Origin of the sequence: Micromonospora sp. NPDC048170 (assembly GCF_040652795.1) — a bacterium.
Taxonomy (GTDB): Bacteria; Actinomycetota; Actinomycetes; order Mycobacteriales; family Micromonosporaceae; genus Micromonospora.
Window position 1 is genome coordinate 204,996 of the sequence record NZ_JBEZMR010000007.1, and the last position, 22,686, is coordinate 227,681.

Genomic DNA, 22,686 nt, shown 5'->3' on the forward strand with positions numbered 1-22,686 from the left:
CGGACCGAACCGATCTCACGACCGGTCGCACTTCTGTGACGCGCATGCATGGACATGTGCCATTGCCCCGGGTCTTCGTGATCACCTAGGTTTCACCCGATCGCACCCAGCCGCACCGAGCGCTTCCCGGCTCTGGCAAGGCAGCGAGAAACCCACCGATCGCGCCGCTCAGTGACTTAGGAGCTCACCGTGGCACAGCCTCTCCATCGAAGAACGTTCCCCTCCCGTTGGCAGACACCGGCCCGGCTGGTCGCGGCGGCGGCGGTGGGCACCATGCTGCTCGCCGCCGCCCCCGTGCCCGCCGCCGCGACGCCCTCCCGCGCGCTGCCGGCCGCCCAGCGGGCGCCCGAGGCGCCGCCCCGGCCGGCGTCCGACCTGCCGCAGCCCAGGAGCGGGCTCTGGCTGTTGAAGATGGACAAGCCGTCGGTGGTGGCCGCCGCACAGGGCAGCAGGGCGCGCGCCGGCAGGATCGACACCCGGTCCGCCGCCAGCACCTCCTACGCCCGGGAACTGGCGCAGCGGCAGGACACGCTCGTGGACGAGATCGAGGCCGTGCTGGGCCGCTCCGTGCGGGTCGCCCACACGTACCGCAACGTGGTCAACGGCCTGGCGGTCGCGGTCAGCGCGGACGAGGCGGCGCAACTCTCCGGTCTGCCGGGGGTCAGCGCGGTCGTACCCGACGAGACCCGGGAACTCACGACCGACACCAGCAACGCGTTGATCCAGTCGCCCGCCGTCTGGGAGGGCAGGACGGCGGAGAATGTCGGGACCCGCGGCGAGGGCGTCGTCGTCGGGATCCTCGACTCCGGCATCAACCCCGTCCATCCGTCGTTCGCGGCGGTGGACGGCGACGGCTACCGGCACACCAACCCGTTCGGCGAGGGCAGGTACGTCGGCGTCTGCGCCCCGACCCACCCCCAGCACAAGGCGATCTGCAACGACAAGCTGATCGGCGCCTGGGCGATGGTCGGCACCGACGCCCGGGACGACAACGGTCACGGCAGCCACACCGCCTCGACCGCCGCCGGCAACCGGCACGAGGCGACCATGACCGTCGGCGCGAGCTCGCACAAGCTCACCGTCTCCGGGGTCGCACCGCGGGCCAACGTCATCTCCTACAAGGTGTGCATGAGCATCGGCTGCCTCTCCTCGGCGACGATCGCCGCCGTGGACCAGGCGATCGCCGACGGTGTGGACGTCCTCAACTACTCGATCTCGGGCCGCGACGACCCCTGGAACGACATGGTCGACCAGGCGTTCCTTGAGGCGTACTCGGCCGGCATCTTCGTCGCCGCCTCCGCCGGCAACAGCGGACCGGGCCCCAGCACCGTCGCGAAGACGGCGCCGTGGAACATGTCCGTCGCCGCGGTCAGCCACGAGCGGGTCATCGCCCACCGGCTCGACGTGACGGCGCCGACGCCGGTCCCGGCCGCGCTCACCGGCGTCGCCGCCGTGATCGGGGAAGGCTCGCCGAGCCCGCCCATCGAGGGCGAGATCCGGTACTCGGGCACCGTCGACGCCGACAACGAGCAGGGCTGCGCTCCCTTCCCGGCGGCCGCGTTCAGCGGCAGGGTCGCCCTGATCCCCAGAGGCGGCTGCGACTTCTCCGTGAAGGTCAGGAACGCCGCCGCCGCCGGTGCTACGGGCGTGGTCGTGCACACCCAGTACGGTGGGCCGCCGATCACCATGGGCGCGCTCACCGGAACCCCCATCCCCGCCGTGATGGTCGGCCTCGCCGACGGGAAGCGGCTGCGCGACCACCTGGCCGCCACCGAGGCACCCGTCACCGTACGGGTGGGTGCCGGCAGCGAGGTGCTGCGCGACGGGGACTGGACCGACGTGGTGGCCGACTTCAGCTCGCGCGGGCCCAGCAAGTTCGACATGCTCGCACCCACCGCCGCCGCCCCGGGCCGCAACATCCTCGCCGCCACGATGGGGACGAAGGACAACCCGGCGCCGTACGCCTTCATGCAGGGCACGTCCATGGCGTCGCCGCACGTCGCCGGTGCCGGCGCGTTGCTGGCGGCACTGCACCCCGACTGGTCGCCGACGCGGATCAGGTCCGCGCTGGCGGTCACCGCGGACCGCGACGGCGTGGTCAAGGAGGACAGCACCACGCCCGCCGACGCGTTCGACATCGGCTCCGGCCGGATCAACCTGGACAAGGCGGCCCGCACCGGCCTCGTGCTCGACGAGACCGCCGCGAACTTCGTCGCGGCCGACCCCGAGGCCGGCGGCGACCCGCAGACGCTGAACCTGCCGGCCGTCGTCGAACACCACTGCCTCAAGGTCTGCACGTTCACCCGGACGGTGTCCGGCGTGGCCAGGGCGACCGCGACCTACCAGGTGGCGGCGCAGGCCCCGACCGGGGCGCGGATCACCGTCGCGCCGACGCGGTTCACCCTGGCGCCCGGCGCCAGCCAGGAACTGACCATCACCCTGGACGTCACCGGCACCCCCCGCGACAACTGGCTCTTCGGCGCGATCGACCTGACCACCGACGCCCGGCACGCGCCGGACGGGCCGCCGATCGCCCAGGCGCACTTCCCGGTCGCCGTCCTGCCCGCGGTCCCCGACCTGACCCTGGACAAGGCCGCGCTGAGCTCCAGCATGGACGTGGCGCGGAACGAGAGCCACACCGTCACGGTGGGCAACGCCGGTGGCGCCGAACTCACCTGGCAGGCGACCGGCGACGGTGCCGGCTGCTCGTGGCCCTCCTGGGTGAAGGTGACGCCGGCCAGGGGAACGCTGGCCGCCTTCAAGAACCAGGAAATCCAGATCACCCTCGACTCCACGGGCCTGGACGACGGTGGCGTGTTCCGGGCCGACCTGTGCCTGGCCAGCAACGACCAGGACCAGCCGACGACCAGGATCGCGCTGGAGTTGACGGTGGTGCCGGTGCCGAAGATCGACGTGGCACCCCGGTCGCTCTCCGCCCGGCAGCCGGCCGGGATGGTCACCAGCCGGACGTTCGCAGTACGCAACTCGGGGCACGGGGTGCTGGACTGGCGCCTCGACGACCCGGACGCCGGCCCGGACGACGAGCGGATCAAGCTGCTGCGCGACGGCGTGCTGCTGATCCCGAACTCGGGCAGCGCCACCCGTGGGGTGATGGCGTTCGACCCGCAGACCGGCAAGCTGATCGACCCGCGGTTCGTCCCGCACTTCTCGTACAACCCGTCCAGCAGCCTGTACACGCCGTTCCAGATCATCGCCAAGCCGGACGGCAGCGGCTTCCTCATGTCCGACCAGGTGAACTCGATGATCACCGAGTACGGCCTGGACGGCAGTTTCCGGCGCGTCTTCGCGCCGGCCGACGGCGTACGGGACCCGGCCATCATGACCAACACCCGGGGCATGGCCCTCTCGCCGCGCGGCACCGTGCTGGTGACGGTCGCGTCCCAGGGCAACGCCAACTCGGTGGTCGAGTTCGACGCCGACGGCAGGTACCTGGGCACGTTCGTGGCGCCCGGGGCCGACGGACTCAAGGGGCCGTGGGGGATCCTGTTCCGCGGCGACGACATGCTCGTCTCCGCCAGTGACAGCGACGCCATCCACAGCTTCAGCAAGGACGGCTCGCGCGCCAACGCCCGCTTCTTCGAGGGGCTCAGCTGGCCCGGCCAGCTCGCGGAACTGCCGAACGGCAACGTGCTCGCGGCGAGCTGGGGCAGCGGCTCCACCGCCGGGGTCTGGGAGATGGACCGCGCCGGAAAGTTGATCGGCGTCTACGCGCCGCCCGGCGGCTCCGGATACCAGGGGGTGCACCCGCTCGGCAACGGCAACATCCTGACCACCAGTTCGAGGGGTGTTCACGAGATCGACCGGTCCGGCCGTCTCGTCGAGGTCGAGAACGACAAGGGCGCGGCCCGGTTCATCACCCACGTACGGCTGCCGGACCTCCAGCCGTGCGTGACGCCCGACGAGGTGCCGTGGCTGACGGCGTCGCGCACGGTGGCCGGCACCGGCGCCGGCAGGTCCACCGAGGTGACGATCTCCATGGACAGCGCCGGGCTGGCCGCCGGTACGTACCGGGCCCAGCTCTGCGTCACCAGCGACGACCCGTCCAACCCGCTGGTGACGCTGCCGGTAACGCTCGAGGTCACCGACCAGACCTGCGGCCAGGTGGTGAGCGGTGAGCGTCGTGGCCCCCTGCCGGTCCGTGCCGGGGTGACCTGCCTCGCGCCGGGCGCCAAGGTGTCCGGGCCGGTCGACGTCGGGAAGGGCGCGGGCCTGATCGCGCTCGACGCCGCCGTCACCGGGCCGGTGCGGGCCGCCGGTGCCGCGGTGGTGGAACTCACGGGCAGCAGTGTCGACGGCCCGCTGTCGGTCACCGGAGTCACCGGCCGGGTGCTGGTCAGCGGGACGCGGGTGAGCGGCCCGGTCGACGTGGTCGACAGCCGCACCGGCGACACGCCGGTCGTGGTGTCCGGCAACCGGATCGACGGGCCCCTGCGGTGCGTGGGCAACCAGCCGCCACCGGTGGACAACGGGGTGGCCAACACGGTCGGTGGCCCGAAGTCCGGCCAGTGCCGCGGACTGTGAGCGGACGGCCGCCCCCGGCTCGTCGATGACGTAGCCACGCCCGCCGGTGCGGTCGCTGTCGCGACCACACCGGCGGGTCGCCGTTTCGGGCGTCGGCCGGCACCGCCGTGCGCATCCCGGCACCGCTCAACCTGGTCCGGTGACCCCCGAACGCACCCTTCTGGCCGGCGTCGCCCGGCTCACAGTCAGGCCAGGTCGGCGAGGAGTTGCCGGGCGTTCGTGCGCTCGGCGGCACACAGATCGCCATGATCGTCCGACACCGGTACGCCGAGGCAGGACCGCAGCGTCTCGACGGCCTCCCGCCGCCGGCCCTGCTGGGCCAGCAGCTCACCGAGGCAGCAGAGCGCGGCCACCGTCGTCGTGCTGTCGCCCGCCTTGACGGCCGAGGCGACGGTGTCCCGGAGGACGCTCTCCCCGCGTTCGGTCTCGCCCCGATCGAGCAGGTGAAGGGCCTTGGTCAGAAGCTGGCGGGCCGGCAGTGGCATCCGGGAATCATCGCAGGGGCGCTGGTGGTCGGTGCTGACCCCGTTCACGGCCGTGCTGTTCTCCGGCGGCATCCGGTGAGTACGCGTGCTCACGTCCCGTGGCTCCGGCCCGGCCAGGCTGTACGGCATGACCTCGTCGACATCCGCCGCCCGGCCCCGCCACGTCATCGTGCTCCTGACGGTGCTCTGGTTGGTGACCTCGCTGGCGTTGCTGTGGTGGTGTTTCACCATCGGCATGGAAGGGTGGGCCGACCAGTACTCGAACGGTGGCGCTCAGTCGGCGGAGATCGGGCGCCGATCCGCGCGGGCGCTGCTGCTCCTGGCGGTGGTGGCGGCGGGCGGGCCCGCCGTCGTGGCGCTGGTGGCCTTCCGCTTCCGCTACGTCCGTACCGGACTGGTCTACCTGCTCCTGACCGTCGTGATCGCGGCGGCGCTGATGCCGGCGGTCGTGGACGCGGCGCGGACGCTCGTGCCGCCGGCTGCGCCCGTCCCGGCCCCGACGACCTGCCAGGAGCGCAGTGGTGGTGACACCCGCTGCCCGGGAGGCTGAGCGGTTCGATGGTGCGGTTCCGGGCCGAGCGGGGGCATCCTCTGCGTGTGCCGGCCGACAGTCATGGTCGACAAATTTACCTACGGCTATGTATCGTCACTGCCTCTACCGGCCCGTCCCGACCAGCCAGGGAGCACGTGATGGACAACCTCGACCCGCCCGGTTGCTGTGGCGCCGACGACCAGGCAGCCACCGCCGGGGTCGGCCGCCGCGCGGTGCTGCTCGGCGCCGCCCTCGGCACGGGCGCCCTGGCCGGCCTGGCCGTTCCCGGCCGCGCCTTCGCCGCACCCGCCATCTACAACCCCTTCTCCGGGTACCCCATCACCGGCACCTGGCAGGAACACCTGAACCGGGGCTCGCTCGGCGGCATCGACTTCGCCATGTCGGTCGGCACCCGGCTGCCGGCCTGCGGCGCGGGCACCATCCAGAACATCCCGTACAACGGCACGGGCGGGCACACCGTCACCATCCAGCACGCGGACGGGTACCGCAGCCAGTACATGCACCTGTCGCAGTTCCTGCTGGGCAACGGCGCGGCCGTGTCCAGCGGCACCGTCGTCGGTCTCTCCGGCGGCGCGGCCGGTGCGCCGGGCTCGGGCTCGTCCACCGGGCCGCACGTCCACTGGCACATGATCAACCCGGCCGGCGTACGCATCAACCCGCTGACCTACGTCGGGCAACAGCCCGCGCCCGGGGGGCTGCCCAAGACCTACACCGAATACGACGGCATCCCCGGCACCATCTTCTACCAGCGCATGCAGAACTGGCTGCGGCTCACCGCCGGGTACACCGGCCCCATCGACGGCGTACCCGGGCCGAACACGTACGCCGCCCTCCAGCGGGCCATGCGGGCCTACGGCTACACGGGCCCCATCGACGGGCAGCCCGGCCCGAACACCTGGCGCGCCGTGCAGCGTCTCGCCTCCGGCCACGGCTACACCGGCCCGATCGACGGGGTCATGGGGCCCAACTCGTGGCGCGGGTTCGCCCGCTTCCTCAACCAGGACAGGTGGAACTGACCGCGACGGTCCCCTTCCCGGCTCACCGAACGGGCGCGTCGGCCGCGGTCGTCGACAGGTGCCGACCCGGTCACGCCGAGGGCCGTCCTTCCCATGAAGCGGAAGGACGGCCCTCGTCAGCGGACGAGCCGGTCAGGAGATCGAGGCGGGAAACCTCTCCCACACCCGGTGGGCGGCCAGCAGTTGCGACACGGCGGTGAAGACCTCGGCCCCGGAGTCGCCCGTGACGACGCCGGGCGTGCCGGCAACCCCCGCCCGCCGCAGCACGCCGGTGCCGGCACCCCACGCGCCGATCGCCTTGGCGTGCCGCCAACACTCGTCGACCAGCAGCAGCACGCGCGGATCGACCGTGCCGGCGTCGACGACGATCCCCACCGTGCGGCCGTCGGCCGGCCTGGCCAGCGCCTCTCGCCGGCCGCGTTGACGAGCCGGAAGATGTGGACGCCGAAGCCCTCCATCGTCCGGTACGAGCGCGGGATGCCCCGGTCGGACATGGGCGTGCCCGGGCGGCGTCACGACTCGCTGACGCGGGGCGTGACCGGGCGGACCTCCACCGGCGCGCCCGGTCGCCCGCCCGCGCGCGACCGGTACTCCGGAACGCCCACGCAGGTGAAGAGCAGTGCCGCGAGGTCGTCCGGCTCACCCAGCAGCCCCGGGACCTCCGAGTCGAGGAAGGTCATGCCGGAGGCGCCCGCGCCCAGGGCGTACGCCGCGAGGTGCAGCCGGCCCTCGACGAGCCCGGCGGCGAGCTGGGCGTCGCGGTAGCCACGATCGTCCAGGGTGGACAGCGGCGCGGCGGCGATGACGACGTAGGCCGCGTCGCCGGCGAGACCCTGGCCCAGGCAGACCCGGAGCAGCTCGTCGCGCAGGTCTCCCGCGCGCAGCGGCGTCGACAGGTCGGGCCACCGGTAGAGGCCGGGCGCCACGTCGTCGACGCCGTGCACGGCGACCCAGTGCGGCACGGTCACGCCGCGCAGGGCCGTGGACAGGGACCATTCCAGCAGGTGTCGCGGCAGCGTCCGGGACCGGTCCATCCGCCGTTGCGACCCGCGCCGCCTGACGACCTCGTCGAGCGGGTCGGACGGTGGGTGGGCCGACAGTGGATCCGCCGGCGGCCACGGCGTGCCGAGCGTGTCCCGCTCGCCCGCGCGCTGCGCGGCGGTGCAGAGCGGCAGCTCGACCGGCGGCAGTTCCCCCGGGACCGCCGGCCCGGTGGGCCCGATCGCGGGCTCGCCGTCGCCGAGGGACAGCAGGGCGAGCGGGTACTCGTGCACGCCGTCGGCACCGACGAGCGTGCGTACGGTGGCGTCCGGGAAGAGCGACCGCAGCCGCGGCGGGAGACCGGCGCTCGCGGCCGCCGCCGACAGTTGGGACAGCAGCGTGCCGGCGTCCCAGTAGAGGTGCCGCCACCCGCGTTCGGCGTAGCGCCAACCCGTCCGCCAGGGCACGCCCGTCACCACGAGCGTCGTGACCGACCCGGTGGCGGCGGGGCCCACCTGGACGAGCGCGTGCCGCCGGGCGTCGTACCAGTGCACGCCGTCCGGAACCCCCGCGACGTCGTGCGTGCTCGCGTACAGCTCCAGCGGAAACCGTGCCCCCGCCGACCCGGAGGCGCGGTAGAGGACCGATCGGCCGGCGCGCTCCGCGGTGCGGACGACGCCGGCGCCGAGGAAGAGCACGCGGCCGAGCTGCGCGGCGTCGAGAGGCTGCGCGGGGGACACGACGCCGGCCAGCACGGCCGTCGCGGGGACGCCGGGGTCGGGCAGGTCGCGCGGCAGGGCGAGGACGGGAGGACCGTCCGGGTAGCGCTTCATCGGTGGCGGCAGGGCCCCGGGATCGTTCGGGACGAGGTCCTGGCGGACGCGCGGGTCGTCCACGGGCACGTCCCATTCGCGGCTCGGGACATAGGACGTCAGCCGGTGCAGCAGCCCGGCGCCGGTGTCGAGGTCCATCCGGTCATCCTGCCAGCACGCGGCGCCGGGCGGTGGCCCCACGGGCGTCCGTGTCGGGTCGCCTCCGGCGGTGTCGCTCAGCCGCGCTCCACCTCGGCGGCGAACTTGCTCAACGCGATCCGGTTCGGCAGGCCCGTCTTGCCGAGCAGGCTGGACACGTGCCGCTCCACGGTACGCGGGGAGAGGTGCAGCCGGCCGGCTATCTCCCGGTTGCTCAGCCGCCCGACCAGCAGCCGCAGCACCTCGAACTCCCGCACCGTCACGCCCACCGACCGCAGCCCGGAGGGGATGTCGCCGGCACCGGAGCGGCGCTGGTTCACGCGTACGCCCGACTGGCGTAGCAGGGCCCGGCAGGCACTGGCCACGGCCGGCACGTCGCTGCGGTGGAAGTGCTCCTCGGCGGCCCGCAGCCACTGCACCGGGTGCCCCCAGCCGTCGGCGAGCGCCGACTCGCAGACGAGCCGCAGCGCGAGGTGCCGGCCCATCGCGTACGGCGCGCCAGCCCGCATCGCCTCGGCTGCCGCCTCCTCGGCCGCGTCCGGCTGCCCGGACCGGCCGAGGAGCACCGCCTTCGCGAACAGCGCGAACTGTAGATCCCAACGCAGCTGGCTCGCCGAGTCGCCCTGCACCGCCTCGTAGGCCGGCCAGCCGGCCTCGCCGGACATCACCTGGAGCAGCAGGTGCAGGCCGTGCCGGCCGGAGAGGTGGAAGACCGTCGGGCTCTGCTCCTCGGCGCTGAACGCGCGGGCCAGCTCGTCGAGGGCGCGGGGCCGGTCCTCCTCCAGCAGGGCGCAGAAGGCTCGGGCCAGCCCGTGCACGCGGGGGGCGTGCAGGGCCAGGTCGCCGCGCCACCGGCGGAACTCGGCCAGCGCGTGTTCCATCTCCCGACGCCGCCCCTGGTGCCCCTCGAGCACCGCGCTGACCAGCAGCACGTACTGGGTGGTCTCCAGCAGATTCAGCCGGGTGGTCGCGGCCAGCACCTGCCGGACGAGGCCGCTCGCGGTGTCGAAGTCGCCCCGCAGCGCCGCGTGCAGGGCCAGGCTCGCCTCCGCCTGGTGGCGTGCGGTCACGGCGCCGGCCTGGGAGGCGCGTTCCCTGGCCTGTTCCAGCCGGTACAGGCTGGCGTCGCGCAGCGCGTCGTCGTTGCCGAGCCGGATCAGCGCGTGGATCTCCCAGATCGGCAGCCGGTGCTGCGCGGCGATCGCCAGGGCCCGTTCCAGGCACCGCGTCGCCTCCGCCGGGTCGCGGTGCCGGACCAGCGCGCCGAGCAGTTGCCATGCCTGGCACGCCACCACCGGCAGCGGGACGGTCTCGGCGACGGTGGCGGCGCGGCGGGCCAGCACCTCGGCCGTGGCGAGCTGGTCCTGCCCGGCGGTGTCCAGCACCAGGTGGGCGGCGACCACGTCGATCGGCGCGGTGTCCTCCGCGGCGGCGTCCGGGCCGAGCAGGGCCCGCGCCTGCTCGACCTGCGCCAGCCCCTCGGCCGAGCGGCCGGCGACCGTCGCGGCCCACGCCAGCCGGGTGTGCAGTTGTGCCCGCCGGCGCGGGTCGACGCCGCCGATCTGGTCGAGGGTGCTGACCGACGCGAGCGCCCGCTCGACCAGTCCCGCCTCGGCGAGAGCGTGCAGCAGGGCTTCGAGGGCGGCGGCGCGCGCCACCGGATTGTTGTCGCCGAGCAGGCCGATCGCCCGGTCCAGCAGGGCCACCGCCGTGGTCGCGCCGCCCTGCGCGATCGCCCGGCGGCCCGCCTCGGTGAACAGTTGGCCGGCGACCTCCGGGTTGTCGGCCTCCAGGTGCAGGGTAGCCGACACCTGGCACCACTCGCCCGGCAGGCCGGGAAACACCGCCTCCACCGCGTCCGCCATCCGCTGGGCGAGTCGGGTCCGCTCACCCGGGCCGAGCAGGGTGAGCAGCGCCTCCCGGGTGAGCTGGTGCCGGAAGGCGTACCAGTCGGTGAGCTGGTCGTCCACCGTGACCAGTCGCTCCGCGACGTCGCCGCACAGGCGGTCGAGCACCGCGCGGTCGCTGAGCCCGGAGGCCGCCTGCACCACGGTCAGTGGGAATCGCCGGCCCAGCAGCGCGCCCATCGAGAGCAGCTCCCGGGTCTGCGGGTCGAGCTGCTCGATCCCCTGCGCCATGCCCCTGGCCAGGATGCTCGGCAGGGTGGACGGCAACTCCTCGGACATCCGCCAGCCCGCCGGGCCGCCGACGAGCAGCGCGCCGTCGATCATGCCGGCGACGAGTTCCTCGATGAGGAAGGGGTTTCCGGAACTGCCCGTCGAGACGAGGGCGTGCACCGCCACCGGCACCCGCTCCGGGGCGGTGCCGAGGCAGGCGCCGACCATCTGACGCAGCCCGTCGTCGTCGAGCCGGCCCAGTTCGATGAGGGTGCACTGACCGCGTTGGGCGGCCGACCGGGCGAGGGTCAGCGCCGCGCAGGACTCGGCCCGGATCGCCCCCAGCAGCATGGTCGGTTGCAGGGCGACGTTGTCGATCAGGTATTCCAGCACGGCCAACGTCTCGGTGTCGGCGTCCTGGAGGTCGTCCAGCAGCATCAGGCAGCCCCGCGCCGCGCCGGCCACCCCGGTCAGCCGGAGGACGGCCTCGGCGAGGATCACCAGGGACGTGTTCTCCTGGTCGGCCGGCGGCCGGCCCCAGTCGGGGACGAGCCGGCCGAGGATCGGGCCGTACGGCCCGAGCGCGGTGGGATCGACCGGCCCGGAGCGGAGCAGCGACAGCAGCGCCTCGGTCAGGGGACGCAGCGGCACCGCGGTGCCGATCGTGCTGCCCCGGCCCCGCATCACCCGCGTGCCCGCCGCGGTGGCCAGCTCCGCGACCCTCGACGCGAGGCGGGACTTGCCGACGCCGCTCTCGCCGACCAGGAACACCGCGCCACCCAACCCGGCCTGGGCCGATTCGAGGGTGGCCAGCACCGCGCGGAGTTCGGCGTCCCGACCGATGAGCTTCGAGGAGCGGTACACACTCCGCACGCTATCCGAGGCGGGAGGCGACAGCCCAACGCGGTGCTGCCCTCGCCCCCCCCACCCCGGGCGAGCAACTATCGGGCCGTCACCACGGGCGCTCGGGACAGCAGGTGGTCAGCGGCGCGCCCTCCGCCCCCACACTGCCGCCACCGACGAGACCGCCGACCACCATGCCCACGGGCACGACCAGGCTGGCGAGGGCGGCTGCGCGGATCCCGAACGTCACGACGGGCTGCGCCCACATCGCCCCGACGGGATCGCCGATCGGCGCTGCGGAGTCGGTCTCGGCGGCACTACGCGGGGAGAGCTGGTTCTCGGACAACTGTCATTCCTCCTGTTGGTGTTCCATGGGTGTTCCGGAAGCGGATAGCTCCACTGGAGACGGTCGTCGCCGGCCCGGTGCTCCTCAGCCCGAGGCGGACGGTTCGGGGGTGGGCTCCAACAGCAGCACCGACGGCACCCGTGCGGTCCCGGCGAGCCGGAGCAGTTCGTACCCGATGCCGGCCAGGCCGGTGAGCAGGCCGGGGGTGGGCACGGCGCCCGGGGTCCCGCAGGACGGCCCGTACCGGTCGACGGCGTCGAGGACCCGGCCGAGATGCCGCCGCGCCGCGCTCCCGCCGTCGTCGGAGGCGATGCCGTGCACCGCCTCCGCGACGCCCAGCTCACCGTGGCAGAGGCTGAGGTCGCCGAGCAGCGGCCGGCCGGTGAGCAGGCGCACCGCCTCGTCGGGACGGAACGCGGGCGACGGCCCGCCGTCGGGCGGGGGCGGTGCGTCGTGGTCGCGGGCGGGCCGGGCAGGCGCGTCGGGGGCGAGGGTGCCGTGGGCGAGCGCCAGGCCGGCCGCGCCGCGACACCAGCCGTACCCGGCCGGCCCGGCCGGGAGGGCGTCGGCCCGGCGCAGCGCGCGCCGGCCGGCCTGCGCGTACCGGGTGCCGCCGGTCCGGGCGTACCGGGCCAGTGCCCAGCCGATGCCGGCCAGCCCGTCGGCGAAACCCACCTCCGCGGGCGGCTCGTCCCGCTCGACCACGTCGACGAGCCGGTCGGCGCAGCGTCGGGCGAGCGACCCCGCCGGCGCGTAACCCAGCTCGGCGTGGACCGCGTCCATGGCGGCGAGGCAGCCCGCGCTGCCGTCGGCCCAGCCCATGGCCGGGGACTGCGCACCGGCGGCGAGGTCGACCGCGGTACGGGCCTGCCCGGCGAGGCCCGGGTCGGCCAGCAGGGTGGCCAGCCGGGCGAGCCCGTACGCGATGCCACCGAGGCCGTACAGCCCGCCGGGGCCGATCGCGGCGACCAGGTCCGGGCGCGTGCCGAGCAGTTGGAACAGTCCCGGCACCGCGCCGACGGACCGGTGGGCCAGCTCGGCGTGGCGGGCGGTGCCGGTCACCGCGGCGAACTGGGCGAGGAAGAGCGCGACCCCGAGGTGGCCGTGGGCGAGCCCGGCGCCCATCGGCAGGACCAGCCACTGCCGGTCGTCGACCAACTCCAGACCGAGCCAGTTCACCCGGTCGGTGCCGGCCACGCCGCGGGCCTGGATCTCGTCGGCGATCGCGCACGCCGTGGCGAGCAGGCGCTCCGGCGACGCGTCGGCGTCCGCGACCGCCCGCGACACCGGTGCGGCGGTGTGCCGCCCGTCGACCGGGCGCCGGGTGGCCAGCGTCGCCGCGACGATCCACTCCTGGTGCCGCCGGTCGCTGTCGCCCAGCGTGGCGATCTTCTCCAGCGCGGTGTCGAGCCCGCTGCGGGCCAGCGGCACGGGCAGCGCCTCTCCGCCGGCGGCCCGCACGCTCCGGCCGCCGGCGGCGCTCTCGAACAGTGGTACGTCGCCAGCCCACAGTGCCGCGACCTCGTGCCGGGGGAGTTGGGCGAGGAACGGGTGCGCGCCGACGCTCGACCAGAGGACGCCGAACGCGCGGTCCCGCTCCAGCGCGTCGCCGAGGACGTCCGGGTGGGTGGTCTCGGTGAGCAGGGTGTGGTAACCCGAGGTGGGGCGGGCGACCACCCGTACCGGGACGGCGGCGCAGGCGGCGACCAGCTCGGTGAACTCCCGCCGGTGCGTCCGGATCGCCTCGTACGCCAGCCGGAACCCCGCCCGCAGCGCCGGTTCGTGGGCCGTGGGGTCGACGTCGGTGTCGCCGACGCGGGGGCGGTTGCGGGCGCCGACGAAGTCGACCGCGCGCCGGGTCAACCGCATCCGGTCGGTGCCCGGGTCGGTCCAGTCGATCGCGCTGGCGGGTGCGGTCCCGCCACGGTCGCCGCCGACGCCGGACACGTCCATCGCACCCTGGTCGCCGACGACGATCAACGGCATCAGACCGGTGCGGTGCACCGACGCGGCCAACAGGTCCGCCGCCGGATCGCCGGTGCCCACCGGCTCGCCCAGCGCGGGATGGAAGAGCGTCTCGGTGTCCACCACGACCGGCGTCGGGCCGGCGGCGATCAGGTTCTCGTAGTGCATGTCCGTGGCGTGCAGGCCGTGCAGCAACGCGAGCAGGGCACCCTGCCGCCGGTAGAACCCGTCCGCCTGCTCCGGGCGGCCGAGCGGCGCCGCCTCGACATGCTCCGACCAGCCGTAGCCCGGCCGGGTCAGGGCCGCGACCCCACGCAGCCCCAGCCCCGGCGCCCGTTGCTCCAGCCAGTCGACGAACCCCGTGAACCGGACCTGGGAGGCCAGGTCGCGCGGCTTGTAGACGACGCGGCGGCCGTCGGCGAAACGCAGCACCGCGGTCGTGCGGCCACCGGCGTGGGCGTCACCCAGGTTGCTGTGGACCGCGACCAGCGGGCCCGGATCACTGCCGCCGAGCAGGGCCCGGACCAGGTCGTCCCGGTCGGCGACGAACCGGGTCAGGAGTTGGAGCTCGGCCCGGGCGGCCGTCGTGGCGGTCTGTGCCAGCAGCCGCGCCAGCGTGGGGTAGCGGTCGACCAGCTCGGCCAGCCCGGCGGGGTCGCAGAGCTGCGCCACGAAATCGGCGAACCGGGCCCGGCCGTCGGCGCCGGCCAGCCGGCCGGCCTCCCGACGTCGATGCAGCTCCGAGACCAGCGTGCGGGCCGCGACGGAGAGCAGGCGGCGACCCACCTCGGTGGCGAGATGGTCGGTGAGGGCGGGCAGGTCCACCGTCCGCGCCGTCGCGAGTCGGTCGACTTCTGTGACAAAACGGTCCACTGTGACCTGGACGAACGGCCTCAGGGGTGCAGAGAGGGCCGACCGCCAGTCCGACGGGTCGGCCGGTGGGTGGGGCGCTGCCGCGGCGTGCAGCGCCGCCTCGACGGTTTCCGCCCAGACCGGGCGAGGGATCCTGGCCGCGATCGCGGGCCGCCCCTCCGCCAGCAGGTCGAGCAACCCCGACTCGTCCAGGCCGACCTCGGCGAGCCGCGCCGCCAGGCCCGCCCCGTGCCCGGACCGCCACGGGGCCAGCCGGCGATCGGTGCCGTCCGTGCTGTTCGTGGTGTCCGTGTGGTCCGTGGCGTTCGTGCTGTTCGTGGCGTACGTGCCGCCGGCCCGCCCGGCCGCCCTCTCGTGCAGCGCGAGCCCCGACGCCCACCAGTGCGGGGCCAGCCGCACGCCGGAGCAGGCGTGATCGGTGGCGCCGGCCAGGGGAGTCGAGGTCACGGTTGCAAGGTGCCAGAGCGGGACGCGGAGTTCATGCGTGGAAACTACCCACATTCATGTCGCCCGCGCTGGCGGGGCCGCTGCGCGCAGGGCGGGCGGTGCCGGCGGGCGGTGGGGCCGTCGCGTCGATGGGCGCTGGTCGCCGACGCGTGACCGCACATTGTAATCACAATCAGTGATCAAATGAATGGCCAGCGTGACGTCGGCGGGAAATTGGGTGCCGCTCCCGCATGTGGACAGTGCCGGTGCCGATGAGTCTTCGGGCGACTGTTCCAACCGGGGCGGCGCGATGAACGGAGCCGGGAATGGAGTTTCGGGTGCTGGGGCCGGTGGAGGCCTGGAGGGGCGACGCCGAAGTGGCACTGGACGGCGCGAAGCAGCGGACGGTGCTCGCGGCGTTGCTGCTCGCCGAAGGGCGTACCGTGCCGGACACCCGGCTGTGCGAGCTGCTCTGGGGGGAGCGACCGCCGGCCACCTTCGCCGCCCAGCTCTACAACTACGTCTCGCGGCTGCGCAAGTACCTCGGGGCCGAGGTGGACATCGTCCGGCAGTGGTCGGGGTACCAGATCCGGATCGGCACCGCCCGGCTCGACCTCGACGAGTTCGAGCGCCTGGCCGAGGCCGGGCGTGAGGCGCTGCGCGGCGGACGGCACGCCGAGGCCGCCGAGCGGCTGCACGCCGCCATCTCGCTATGGCGTGGCCCGGCGCTGTCCAACGTGACCGAGCGCCTCGCCGCGGCGGAGTCGCACCGGATGGCGGAGCTGCGGATGGCGGCCCTGGAGAGCCGGATCGAGGCCGACCTGATGCTGGGGCACCATGTCCGGCTGGTCCCCGAGGTCACCCAGCTCGTCGCCGAGCACCCGCTGCACGAGGGACTACGGGGGCAGCTGATGACCGCCCTGGTCCGCTGCGACCGGCAGGCCGACGCGCTGGCCGCGTACCACGAGGGGCGCCGGGTGCTCGCCGACGAACTGGGTGTCGACCCGGGGCCGCTGCTCACCGAGGCGTACCGCGCGATCCTCGCCGGTCCCTCGGTCCCGGCCCCGGCGGTCGCCGCGGAGCCGAGCTGGCGCGGTGTGCGGCCCGCGATGCTCCCGCCCGGGGTCGGTGACTTCGCCGGTCGGGACGAGGAGCTGGGCGTGCTGATCCGGACGCTGACCGCCGCGCCGGCGGCCCGCCCGTCGGTCGCGGTGATCACCGGGATGGCTGGCGTCGGCAAGAGCACACTCGCCCTGCACGCCGCCCACCTCTCCCGGGCCACGTTCCCCGACGGTCAGCTCTACGCCGACCTCGGCGGCGCCCGGGGCAACGCCGTCGAGCCGTACGACGTGCTCGGCTGGTTCCTGCGCAGCCTCGGCCACGCCGAGTCGGCGATCCCGAAGGGACTCGACGAGCGGGTCCGGCTCTACCGCAGCCAGCTCGCCGGCCGGCGGCTGCTGGTCATGCTCGACGGCACCGCGGACTATGCGCAGGTGGCTCCGCTGCTGCCCGGCGACCCCGGCTGTCAGGTCGTCGTCACCAGCCGCGTACGGATGCCCGAACTGGCCGGCGCCACGTCGATCGAGGTCGGCACCCTGGACCGGGAACAGGCGCTCGCGCTGCTGGGCCGGATCATCGGGGCGGAGCGGGTCGCCGAGGAGGCCGACGCGGCCGACCGGATCGTCGAGCTGTGCGGTCGGCTCTCGCTCGGTGTCCGGGTGACCGGCTCCCGGCTGCTGGCGCGCCCGCACTGGTCGCTCGGGTACCTGGCGGACCGGCTCGCCGACGAGCGGTACCGGCTGGACGAACTGCGTCTGGGCTCGATGGACGTCCGGGAACGGCTGGACAGCAGCTATCACCAACTCGCCGACCTGGGGCAGCTCGCCCTGCGCCGGCTGGCGCTGCTGCGCGCGCCGGCCTTTCCGAGCTGGTACACCGCCGAGGTGCTGGGCGTGTCCCGGCACGCCGGCGAGGAGGTCGGGGAGAACCTGGTCGACGCCCGGCTGCTGGAGATCGTCGAGTCCGACGGAGGCCGGCGGCAGCGGTTCCGCTTCCACGACCTGGTCCGCGTCTTCGCACGGGAGAAGGCCGACCAGGCGGACCGGATGCTGGTGGCCGGCGCCGGAGCGCTGATCGGGGCCCCGAGCTGAGCCGGCGGTGTCACCGCGCCGGGCTCGGCTGCCGGCCGGCCGGGATCCGGTGACCGCCGCGGCGGCCGCGCACCCCGGGTGGCCCGCCTGGTGCGACCCCGCCGCGTTGTAGAGAAGATATAGCTGGTCGGCGCATGGTGACCGGGTGAACACCCTGACAACGGTCGACTGCGCGACGACGATACCCGTCGACGTGGAGCATATCGCCCCTGACACGATCGTGGCCCGGATCCGCCCCGACCTCGACGATCCGGTATTCGCCGGCCACTACCCGGGATTTCCACTGCTGCCCGGGGTGTACATCTACGAGTTCGTGTACCGGGCGGTCCGCGCCGTGGCCCCCGAGCTGGTGCTGGACGAGATCGTCAGCTGCCGCTTCCTGCTGCCCTTCCGGGGCGACGACGAACTCGTCGTGACGATCCACCGGACCGGCGAGCTGTGGCGCGGCGAGGTCACCGTCGCGGCCGTGCCGGTCGCCGAGGTGCTGTTGCGCTACCGGACGGAGAAGTGACGACCATGATGGATATCGAGGAGATCAGACGGATCATCCCGCACCGGCCGCCGATGCTGCTGGTCGACCGGGTCACCGAGCTGGTGCCCCGGCGGCGGCTGGTGGGGTCGCTCACCGTCGGCGGTGACCGTCCGCTGCCGATGTCGCTGCTCCTGGAATCCTGGGGGCAGGCGGCGCTGGTGCTGATCCGCCACGACCGGCCGATGCCGAACGTGCTCACCGACGGTGTGCCGGTCGCCGGGGTCTTCGAGCACGTCCGGTTCGGCCGGCCGGTGCTGCCCGGGGAGACGGTGGAGCACCACGTCACCATGAACAGGCTCGTCGCCGACACCGCCTTCGTCACCGGCGAGAGCGTCGTGGGGTCCGACGTGGTGCTGCGGATCGGCCGGTTGGTCGGGGCGATGCGGTCGGTGGAGTCGCTGCGCGCATCCCTGGACGCGGCGGCCCTGGACCGGCAGGCAGCCGCGGATCGGAAGGCGGCGGCGCAACCCCCGGCGGCGACGTCCGGGGCGGCGCGGTGAGCGCCGGTGGACGCCCCGTCGCCCTGGTGACGGGCGGCTCGCGGGGCATCGGCCGGGCGGTGGTGCAGCAGCTCGTCCGGGACGGCTACGACGTGGCCATGTGCTACCAGTCCAGCAAGGACGCCGCCGAGGAGGTCGTCGCGGAGGCGGCCCGGGACGGTGGACGCGTACTCGCGATGATGGTCGACGTCGCCGACCCCGCGGCCGTCCGGGAGTTCGTGTCGACCGCCGAGCGGGAACTGGGCGACGCCGACGCGGTGGTCAGCGTCGCCGGCATCATCCGGGACAAGCCGCTGGCCCTGATGGCCGATGCCGACTGGCGCTCGGTCATGGAGGTGAACCTGGACGGCACCTACCACCTCTGCCGCGCCGTGGTCCGCCGGATGATGCGCCGCCGCGCCGGCTCGATCGTCACGGTCTCCTCGGTGTCCGGGGTGGCCGGAAACCCGATGCAGACCAACTACTCCGCCTCCAAGGCCGGGGTCATCGGCTTCACAAAGGCGCTGGCGAAGGAGGTCGGGCGGTACGGCATCCGGGCGAACGTGGTCGCGCCGGGCTACATCGACACCGACATGATCGCCGCACTCTCCGGCGAGCTGGGCGCCATCGCCCAGGACCGGGTGGCCCTGGGCCGGCTCGGACGCAGCGAGGAGATCGCCGAGGTGGTCTCGTTCCTGCTCTCGTCCCGCGCGTCGTACCTGACCGGGCAGGTGATCACCGTGGACGGCGGCCTGTCGATGTGACCGGCCGCCGGCCACGGCCGGCGACGACCCTCGGGTACCAGGGGCCGAGCAGCCGGGTCAGGATGTCGGTGCGGTAGGCGTCCGCCCCGATCAGGATCCGGGCCCGGTTGCGGGCCACCCCGCGCAGGATGGCCCGGGCGGCGTACTCCGCCGAGATGTCGACCGACCGCTCGAACTGCTCCTGGACCGCCTGGTAGTCCCGCTGCCCGTCGTTGCGGGCGTTGCGCATGATGTTCGTCCTGATCCGGCCCGGGTGCACACAGCTCACCCCGACCGGCACCCCGTCGGCCCGCAGCTCCTGCGCCACCGCCTCCGTGAAGCCCCGGACGGCGAACTTGGCGGCGTTGTACCCGCTCTGCATCGGCGCGCCGGCCAGCCCCAGCACGCTGGAGATGTTGACCAGGTGGCCGCGCGACGTGGTCAGCAGCGGCAGGAACGCCCGGGTGCCGTGCACGACACCCCAGAAGTCGACGTTCATCACCCATTCGAGGTCTTCCCAGGACCCGTCGGCCACCGAGGCGAGCAGGGTCACCCCGGCGTTGTTGACGACCAGATCGGCGCGGCCGAAGTCGGCGTCGACCCGCTCGGCGTGCTCCAGCACCGCGGCCCGGTCCGTCACGTCCAGCCGGTAGCCGTGGACCTGGCCCCCGTGAGCCGCGCAGCACCGCACGGTCTGCCGCAGCCCCTCGTCGTCCACGTCGGAGAGAGCGAGCCGGGCGCCCCGGGCGGCCAGCTCGACGGCGAGTGCACGACCGATGCCGGAGCCGGCGCCGGTGATCACCGCCACCTTGTCAGTGAAGTAGCTCATCATGGGCCTTTCGATCGCCTTCGGGCCCCGACGGTCCGCGCCCGGCGCAGGGTTCCCCGGCCGGCTATGGCTTTCCTATGCCGGGTCGATATGTAGAGAAGCTATGAGGCGGATGCCCGAGCCTCTCTCCCGGCAGTCCTCGACCTGGCTGCCGGCCGGGTTGACGAAAGGGAGAACGATGTCGGACACCTTCGGTTCGGCGATCACCGGGCTCGGCGCCTACCGGCCCACCCGCGTGGTCACCAACCCGGACATCGCACTGCGTACGGAGGTGACCCCGGAATGGATCGAGGAGCGCACCGGGATCAGGACCCGGCACAGCGCCGGTCCGGGGGAGACCGTGCCGGTGATGTCGGCCGAGGCCGGCGCGAAGGCGCTGGCGATGGCGAACGTCGACCCTTCCGAGGTTGACCTGCTCATCCTGGCCACCGCCACCAAGCGGGACCGGATCCCGGGCGGCGCGCCGGAGGTCGCGCACCGCATCGGCATCCCGGCCACCGGCGCGTTCGACCTGAACGCCGCCTGCGCGGGCTTCGCCTACTCGGTGTCGGTCGCGTCGAACGCGGTCCGTCTCGGCGAGGCGCGCAACGTGCTGGTCATCGGTGCCGAACACCTCACCGAGTTCATCGATCCCGAGGACCCCGCGACCTACGTCATCTTCGGCGACGGCGCCGGCGCCGCGGTCATCTCCCGCTCCGAGACCCAGGGCATCGGCCCCGTGGTGTGGGGCAGCGACGGACGTCGGGCCCCGATCCTCGGCACGAAGTGGGCGAAGGACGGCAAGGAGTACGCCTCGATGAACGGACCGCTGGTCTACCGGTGGTCCACCAAGAACATCCCCCCGGTCGCGCGGGAGGTCTGCGCCCGCGCGGGAATCGACCTGTCGGAGATCGACTGGTTCGTGCCGCACCAGGCGAACCTGCGGATCATCGAGCAGCTCGCCGAGATCCTGGAGATCCCGGAGGAGAAGGTCGCCCGGGACGTGGTCGACACGGGGAACACCTCGGCGGCCTCGGTGCCGCTGGCCCTGAGCCGGCTGCACGAGAGCGGCCGTACCAAGCCGGGCGACAAGGCACTGCTGCTCGGGTTCGGCGCCGGCCTCGCCTACGCCGGCCAGATCGTCCGGATGCCCTGAACACCCTTTCGAAAGGAACTGACATGACCGTTGACCAGGTTGCCGCCGACGTCGAGCAGCTCACCCGCAAGCTGATGACCGAGGAAGCGGACCGGCCGATCTCCGCCGACGACACCTTCGTGGACCTGGGCCTCGACTCGCTCAAGCTCGTCGACCTGCTCGGCGCCGCGGAGGTCCACTTCGACATCGAGGTCCCGGACGAGGAGGTCGGCAACTTCGTCCGCGTCCGTGACCTGACCGACTTCGTGCTCGCCGCCAAGTGAGCGCCGGCGACGGGGACGCCCGGGAGCTGTCCGTCGGTCAGGCCGCGCAGTGGGCGCTGTACCGACTCGCGCCCGAGAGCTCGACCAGCAACGTGGTGACGGCCGTGCTCGCCGAGCCGGTCCTCGACACCGACGTGCTGCGGGCCGCCCTCGTCGCCGTCCAGGAGCGGCACGACCTGCTCCGGTCCCGGTTCACCGAGACCGACGCGGGGCCGGTGCGGCTGGTCGACGAGGCCGGCTCGGGCGCGCTCGAGGTACGCGACGTCGGCGACGTGGACGACGACGCCCTGCGTACGCTGATCCGCACCGTCGGCGAGCAGCCGCTCCGGCTCGAGTCCGCCGGCCCGCTGTGGGCGGTGCTGCTGCGCCGCCGTACGGACTGCGCGCTGGTGCTGGTGATCCACCACATCGCCACCGACGGGCTGTCCCAGCGGCTGATCTGGCGGGACCTCGGCGACGCGTACCAGGCGCTGCGGGGTGGCGGCGACGTGGACTGGCCGACGCGGCCCAGCTACGACGAGTTCGTCGCCCGTGAGCAGGCCATGCTGGCCGGGCCCCGGCGCGCCGAGCTGGCCGAGCACTGGGCAGGCGCCTGCGCCGGTGCCACCGCCGCCACCCTGCCCACCGACCGGCCCCGCCCCGCCACCCGGTCCTACCGGGGGGCGGCCGTCGCCCGGATGCTGCCGGACGAGCTTGCCCGGCAGGTACGCGCCACGGCCGCCGACCTGGCGGTGACCCCGTTCAGCGTCCTGCTCGGCGTCTTCGAGGCGCTGCTGCACCGCTGCACCGGGCAGGGCGAGTTCACCATCGGCTGCCCGGTGTCGGTGCGGCGGGGGCGGGCGCTGCGGGAGGTGGTCGGGATGATGGTGAACCTGGTCGCGCTGCGGTCGTCGTTCGTGCCCGGCACCACCTTCGCGGCGGCGATCACCGACGCGGGACGCCAGCTCGCCGAGGGCGTGGCGCGGGCCGCCTACCCGTTCTCCCTGGTCCAGGCGGCCCGCCGGGACCGGGACCCGCTGGTCCGGGTCACGATCACCCTGCTCACCCGGCAGCACGACGACACCCTGTCCGACACCAGCAACGGTTTCGTCGGGCACCGCACCCGTCAGGTGGTGGTGCCCTACGACGAGGGGCAGTTCGACCTCGCCGTGACGATCCACCAGTCGCCGGACCTGGCCCTGCGCACCGAGTTCAACTACGACACGGACCTGCTCGACCGCGCCACCGTCGAGCGGCTCTTCGACCAGTACCTGGCCCTGCTCGGCGCCGCCTGCGCCGACCCGGCCGCGATCGTCGCCGACGCCCCCATGGCGGGCGACGCCGAGCAGCGGATGTTGCTCGAACTCGGCATGAGCTGAGCACCTCGCAGACCCGGCGCCCGTCATCGCGGCGCCGGCGACACAGCGCCCGCGCGTGAACGCGGGCGGCATTCGTCAG

The 22,686-nt window shown here is 73.8% G+C and carries 16 protein-coding genes and 2 pseudogenes; 10 read left to right on the top strand and 8 right to left on the bottom strand.

All coding sequences use genetic code 11. The features are described 5' to 3' along the window. Positions 1-189: 189 nt before the first annotated feature. Positions 190-4,542 carry a S8 family serine peptidase gene (locus AB0D32_RS13575; RefSeq protein ID WP_357089016.1) on the top strand — a complete coding sequence of 1,451 codons (4,353 nt, stop codon included), beginning with the start codon at positions 190-192 and terminating at the stop codon, positions 4,540-4,542. 185 nt (positions 4,543-4,727) lie between these two features. Here the strand turns inward: AB0D32_RS13575 and AB0D32_RS13580 are convergent, their stop codons facing one another. Beyond that, positions 4,728-5,120, bottom strand: coding sequence for a hypothetical protein (locus tag AB0D32_RS13580; protein ID WP_357089019.1), 393 nt, complete (start codon positions 5,118-5,120; stop codon positions 4,728-4,730). A 34-nt stretch (positions 5,121-5,154) separates the two neighbouring features. Between AB0D32_RS13580 and AB0D32_RS13585 the strand changes: the two genes are divergently transcribed. Both AB0D32_RS13585 and AB0D32_RS13590 read left to right on the top strand, forming a co-directional pair. After that, the gene (locus tag AB0D32_RS13585) at positions 5,155-5,577 is read left to right on the top strand and encodes a DUF6234 family protein (RefSeq protein WP_357089021.1); all 423 of its coding nucleotides are present in this window, start codon (positions 5,155-5,157) and stop codon (positions 5,575-5,577) included. Between the two features lie 140 nt (positions 5,578-5,717). After that, a complete protein-coding gene (locus AB0D32_RS13590) occupies positions 5,718-6,596 on the top strand; it encodes a peptidoglycan DD-metalloendopeptidase family protein (RefSeq protein ID WP_357089023.1) in 879 nt (292 codons plus the stop codon). A 132-nt stretch (positions 6,597-6,728) separates the two neighbouring features. Here AB0D32_RS13590 and AB0D32_RS13595 read toward each other — a convergent pair. The 6 genes and pseudogenes from AB0D32_RS13595 to AB0D32_RS13620 form a co-directional block, all read right to left on the bottom strand. Beyond that, positions 6,729-6,944 (bottom strand): annotated as a pseudogene (locus AB0D32_RS13595) (hypothetical protein); the annotation flags it as partial. Between the two features lie 62 nt (positions 6,945-7,006). Then, positions 7,007-7,090: pseudogene (locus tag AB0D32_RS13600) on the bottom strand (catalase); the annotation flags it as partial. Positions 7,091-7,108: 18 nt separating this feature from the next. Continuing rightward, positions 7,109-8,548 (bottom strand): hypothetical protein, encoded by a 1,440-nt coding sequence (locus AB0D32_RS13605; RefSeq protein WP_357089025.1) that lies wholly within the window; start codon positions 8,546-8,548, stop codon positions 7,109-7,111. 77 nt (positions 8,549-8,625) lie between these two features. Further along, positions 8,626-11,529 carry an AAA family ATPase gene (locus AB0D32_RS13610; RefSeq protein ID WP_357089027.1) on the bottom strand — a complete coding sequence of 968 codons (2,904 nt, stop codon included), beginning with the start codon at positions 11,527-11,529 and terminating at the stop codon, positions 8,626-8,628. Positions 11,530-11,617: 88 nt separating this feature from the next. After that, positions 11,618-11,854, bottom strand: a complete 237-nt coding sequence (locus AB0D32_RS13615) for a hypothetical protein (protein WP_357089029.1) — start codon at positions 11,852-11,854, stop codon at positions 11,618-11,620. Positions 11,855-11,938: 84 nt separating this feature from the next. Beyond that, the gene (locus AB0D32_RS13620) at positions 11,939-15,139 is read right to left on the bottom strand and encodes a type 2 lanthipeptide synthetase LanM family protein (protein WP_357089032.1); all 3,201 of its coding nucleotides are present in this window, start codon (positions 15,137-15,139) and stop codon (positions 11,939-11,941) included. Between the two features lie 305 nt (positions 15,140-15,444). On the opposite strand from AB0D32_RS13620, the gene AB0D32_RS13625 reads away from it, so the two are divergent. From AB0D32_RS13625 to AB0D32_RS13640, 4 genes are all read left to right on the top strand, one after another. Beyond that, entirely contained in the window at positions 15,445-17,268 is a 1,824-nt protein-coding gene (locus tag AB0D32_RS13625; protein ID WP_357089035.1) for a BTAD domain-containing putative transcriptional regulator, read from the top strand. 145 nt (positions 17,269-17,413) lie between these two features. Next, the gene (locus AB0D32_RS13630; protein WP_357089038.1) at positions 17,414-17,779 is read left to right on the top strand and encodes a hypothetical protein; all 366 of its coding nucleotides are present in this window, start codon (positions 17,414-17,416) and stop codon (positions 17,777-17,779) included. Between the two features lie 5 nt (positions 17,780-17,784). Beyond that, positions 17,785-18,300: a hypothetical protein gene (locus tag AB0D32_RS13635; RefSeq protein ID WP_357089041.1), complete on the top strand. Its 516-nt coding sequence runs from the start codon at positions 17,785-17,787 to the stop codon at positions 18,298-18,300. Continuing rightward, positions 18,297-19,043 (top strand): SDR family NAD(P)-dependent oxidoreductase, encoded by a 747-nt coding sequence (locus tag AB0D32_RS13640; protein ID WP_357089044.1) that lies wholly within the window; start codon positions 18,297-18,299, stop codon positions 19,041-19,043. The genes AB0D32_RS13635 and AB0D32_RS13640 overlap by 4 nt, the downstream gene beginning before the upstream one ends. Here the strand turns inward: AB0D32_RS13640 and AB0D32_RS13645 are convergent. After that, positions 19,015-19,851 (bottom strand): SDR family NAD(P)-dependent oxidoreductase, encoded by an 837-nt coding sequence (locus AB0D32_RS13645; protein ID WP_357089047.1) that lies wholly within the window; start codon positions 19,849-19,851, stop codon positions 19,015-19,017. The genes AB0D32_RS13640 and AB0D32_RS13645 overlap by 29 nt on opposite strands. A gap of 178 nt (positions 19,852-20,029) precedes the next feature. Between AB0D32_RS13645 and AB0D32_RS13650 the strand changes: the two genes are divergently transcribed. Genes AB0D32_RS13650 through AB0D32_RS13660 form a run of 3 tightly spaced genes read left to right on the top strand, consistent with a single transcriptional unit; the run spans position 20,030 to position 22,607 of the window. After that, positions 20,030-20,986, top strand: coding sequence for a beta-ketoacyl-ACP synthase III (locus AB0D32_RS13650; RefSeq protein WP_357089050.1), 957 nt, complete (start codon positions 20,030-20,032; stop codon positions 20,984-20,986). Between the two features lie 23 nt (positions 20,987-21,009). Next, complete coding sequence (locus AB0D32_RS13655) at positions 21,010-21,249, top strand: acyl carrier protein (protein ID WP_357089053.1); 240 nt, start codon at positions 21,010-21,012, stop codon at positions 21,247-21,249. Beyond that, complete coding sequence (locus tag AB0D32_RS13660) at positions 21,246-22,607, top strand: condensation domain-containing protein (RefSeq protein WP_357089056.1); 1,362 nt, start codon at positions 21,246-21,248, stop codon at positions 22,605-22,607. The genes AB0D32_RS13655 and AB0D32_RS13660 overlap by 4 nt, the downstream gene beginning before the upstream one ends. The last annotated feature ends 79 nt before the right edge of the window (positions 22,608-22,686 follow it).

Bases quoted from the DNA above. Each gene is read 5' to 3' on its own strand.
- AB0D32_RS13585 (WP_357089021.1), top strand. From the start codon at position 5,155: ATGACCTCGTCGACATCCGCCGCCCGGCCCCGCCACGTCATCGTGCTC.
- AB0D32_RS13590 (WP_357089023.1), top strand. From the start codon at position 5,718: ATGGACAACCTCGACCCGCCCGGTTGCTGTGGCGCCGACGACCAGGCA.
- AB0D32_RS13605 (WP_357089025.1), bottom strand. From the start codon at position 8,548: ATGGACCTCGACACCGGCGCCGGGCTGCTGCACCGGCTGACGTCCTAT.
- AB0D32_RS13625 (WP_357089035.1), top strand. From the start codon at position 15,445: ATGGAGTTTCGGGTGCTGGGGCCGGTGGAGGCCTGGAGGGGCGACGCC.
- AB0D32_RS13635 (WP_357089041.1), top strand. From the start codon at position 17,785: ATGATGGATATCGAGGAGATCAGACGGATCATCCCGCACCGGCCGCCG.
- AB0D32_RS13645 (WP_357089047.1), bottom strand. From the start codon at position 19,851: ATGAGCTACTTCACTGACAAGGTGGCGGTGATCACCGGCGCCGGCTCC.
- AB0D32_RS13650 (WP_357089050.1), top strand. From the start codon at position 20,030: ATGTCGGACACCTTCGGTTCGGCGATCACCGGGCTCGGCGCCTACCGG.
- AB0D32_RS13655 (WP_357089053.1), top strand. From the start codon at position 21,010: ATGACCGTTGACCAGGTTGCCGCCGACGTCGAGCAGCTCACCCGCAAG.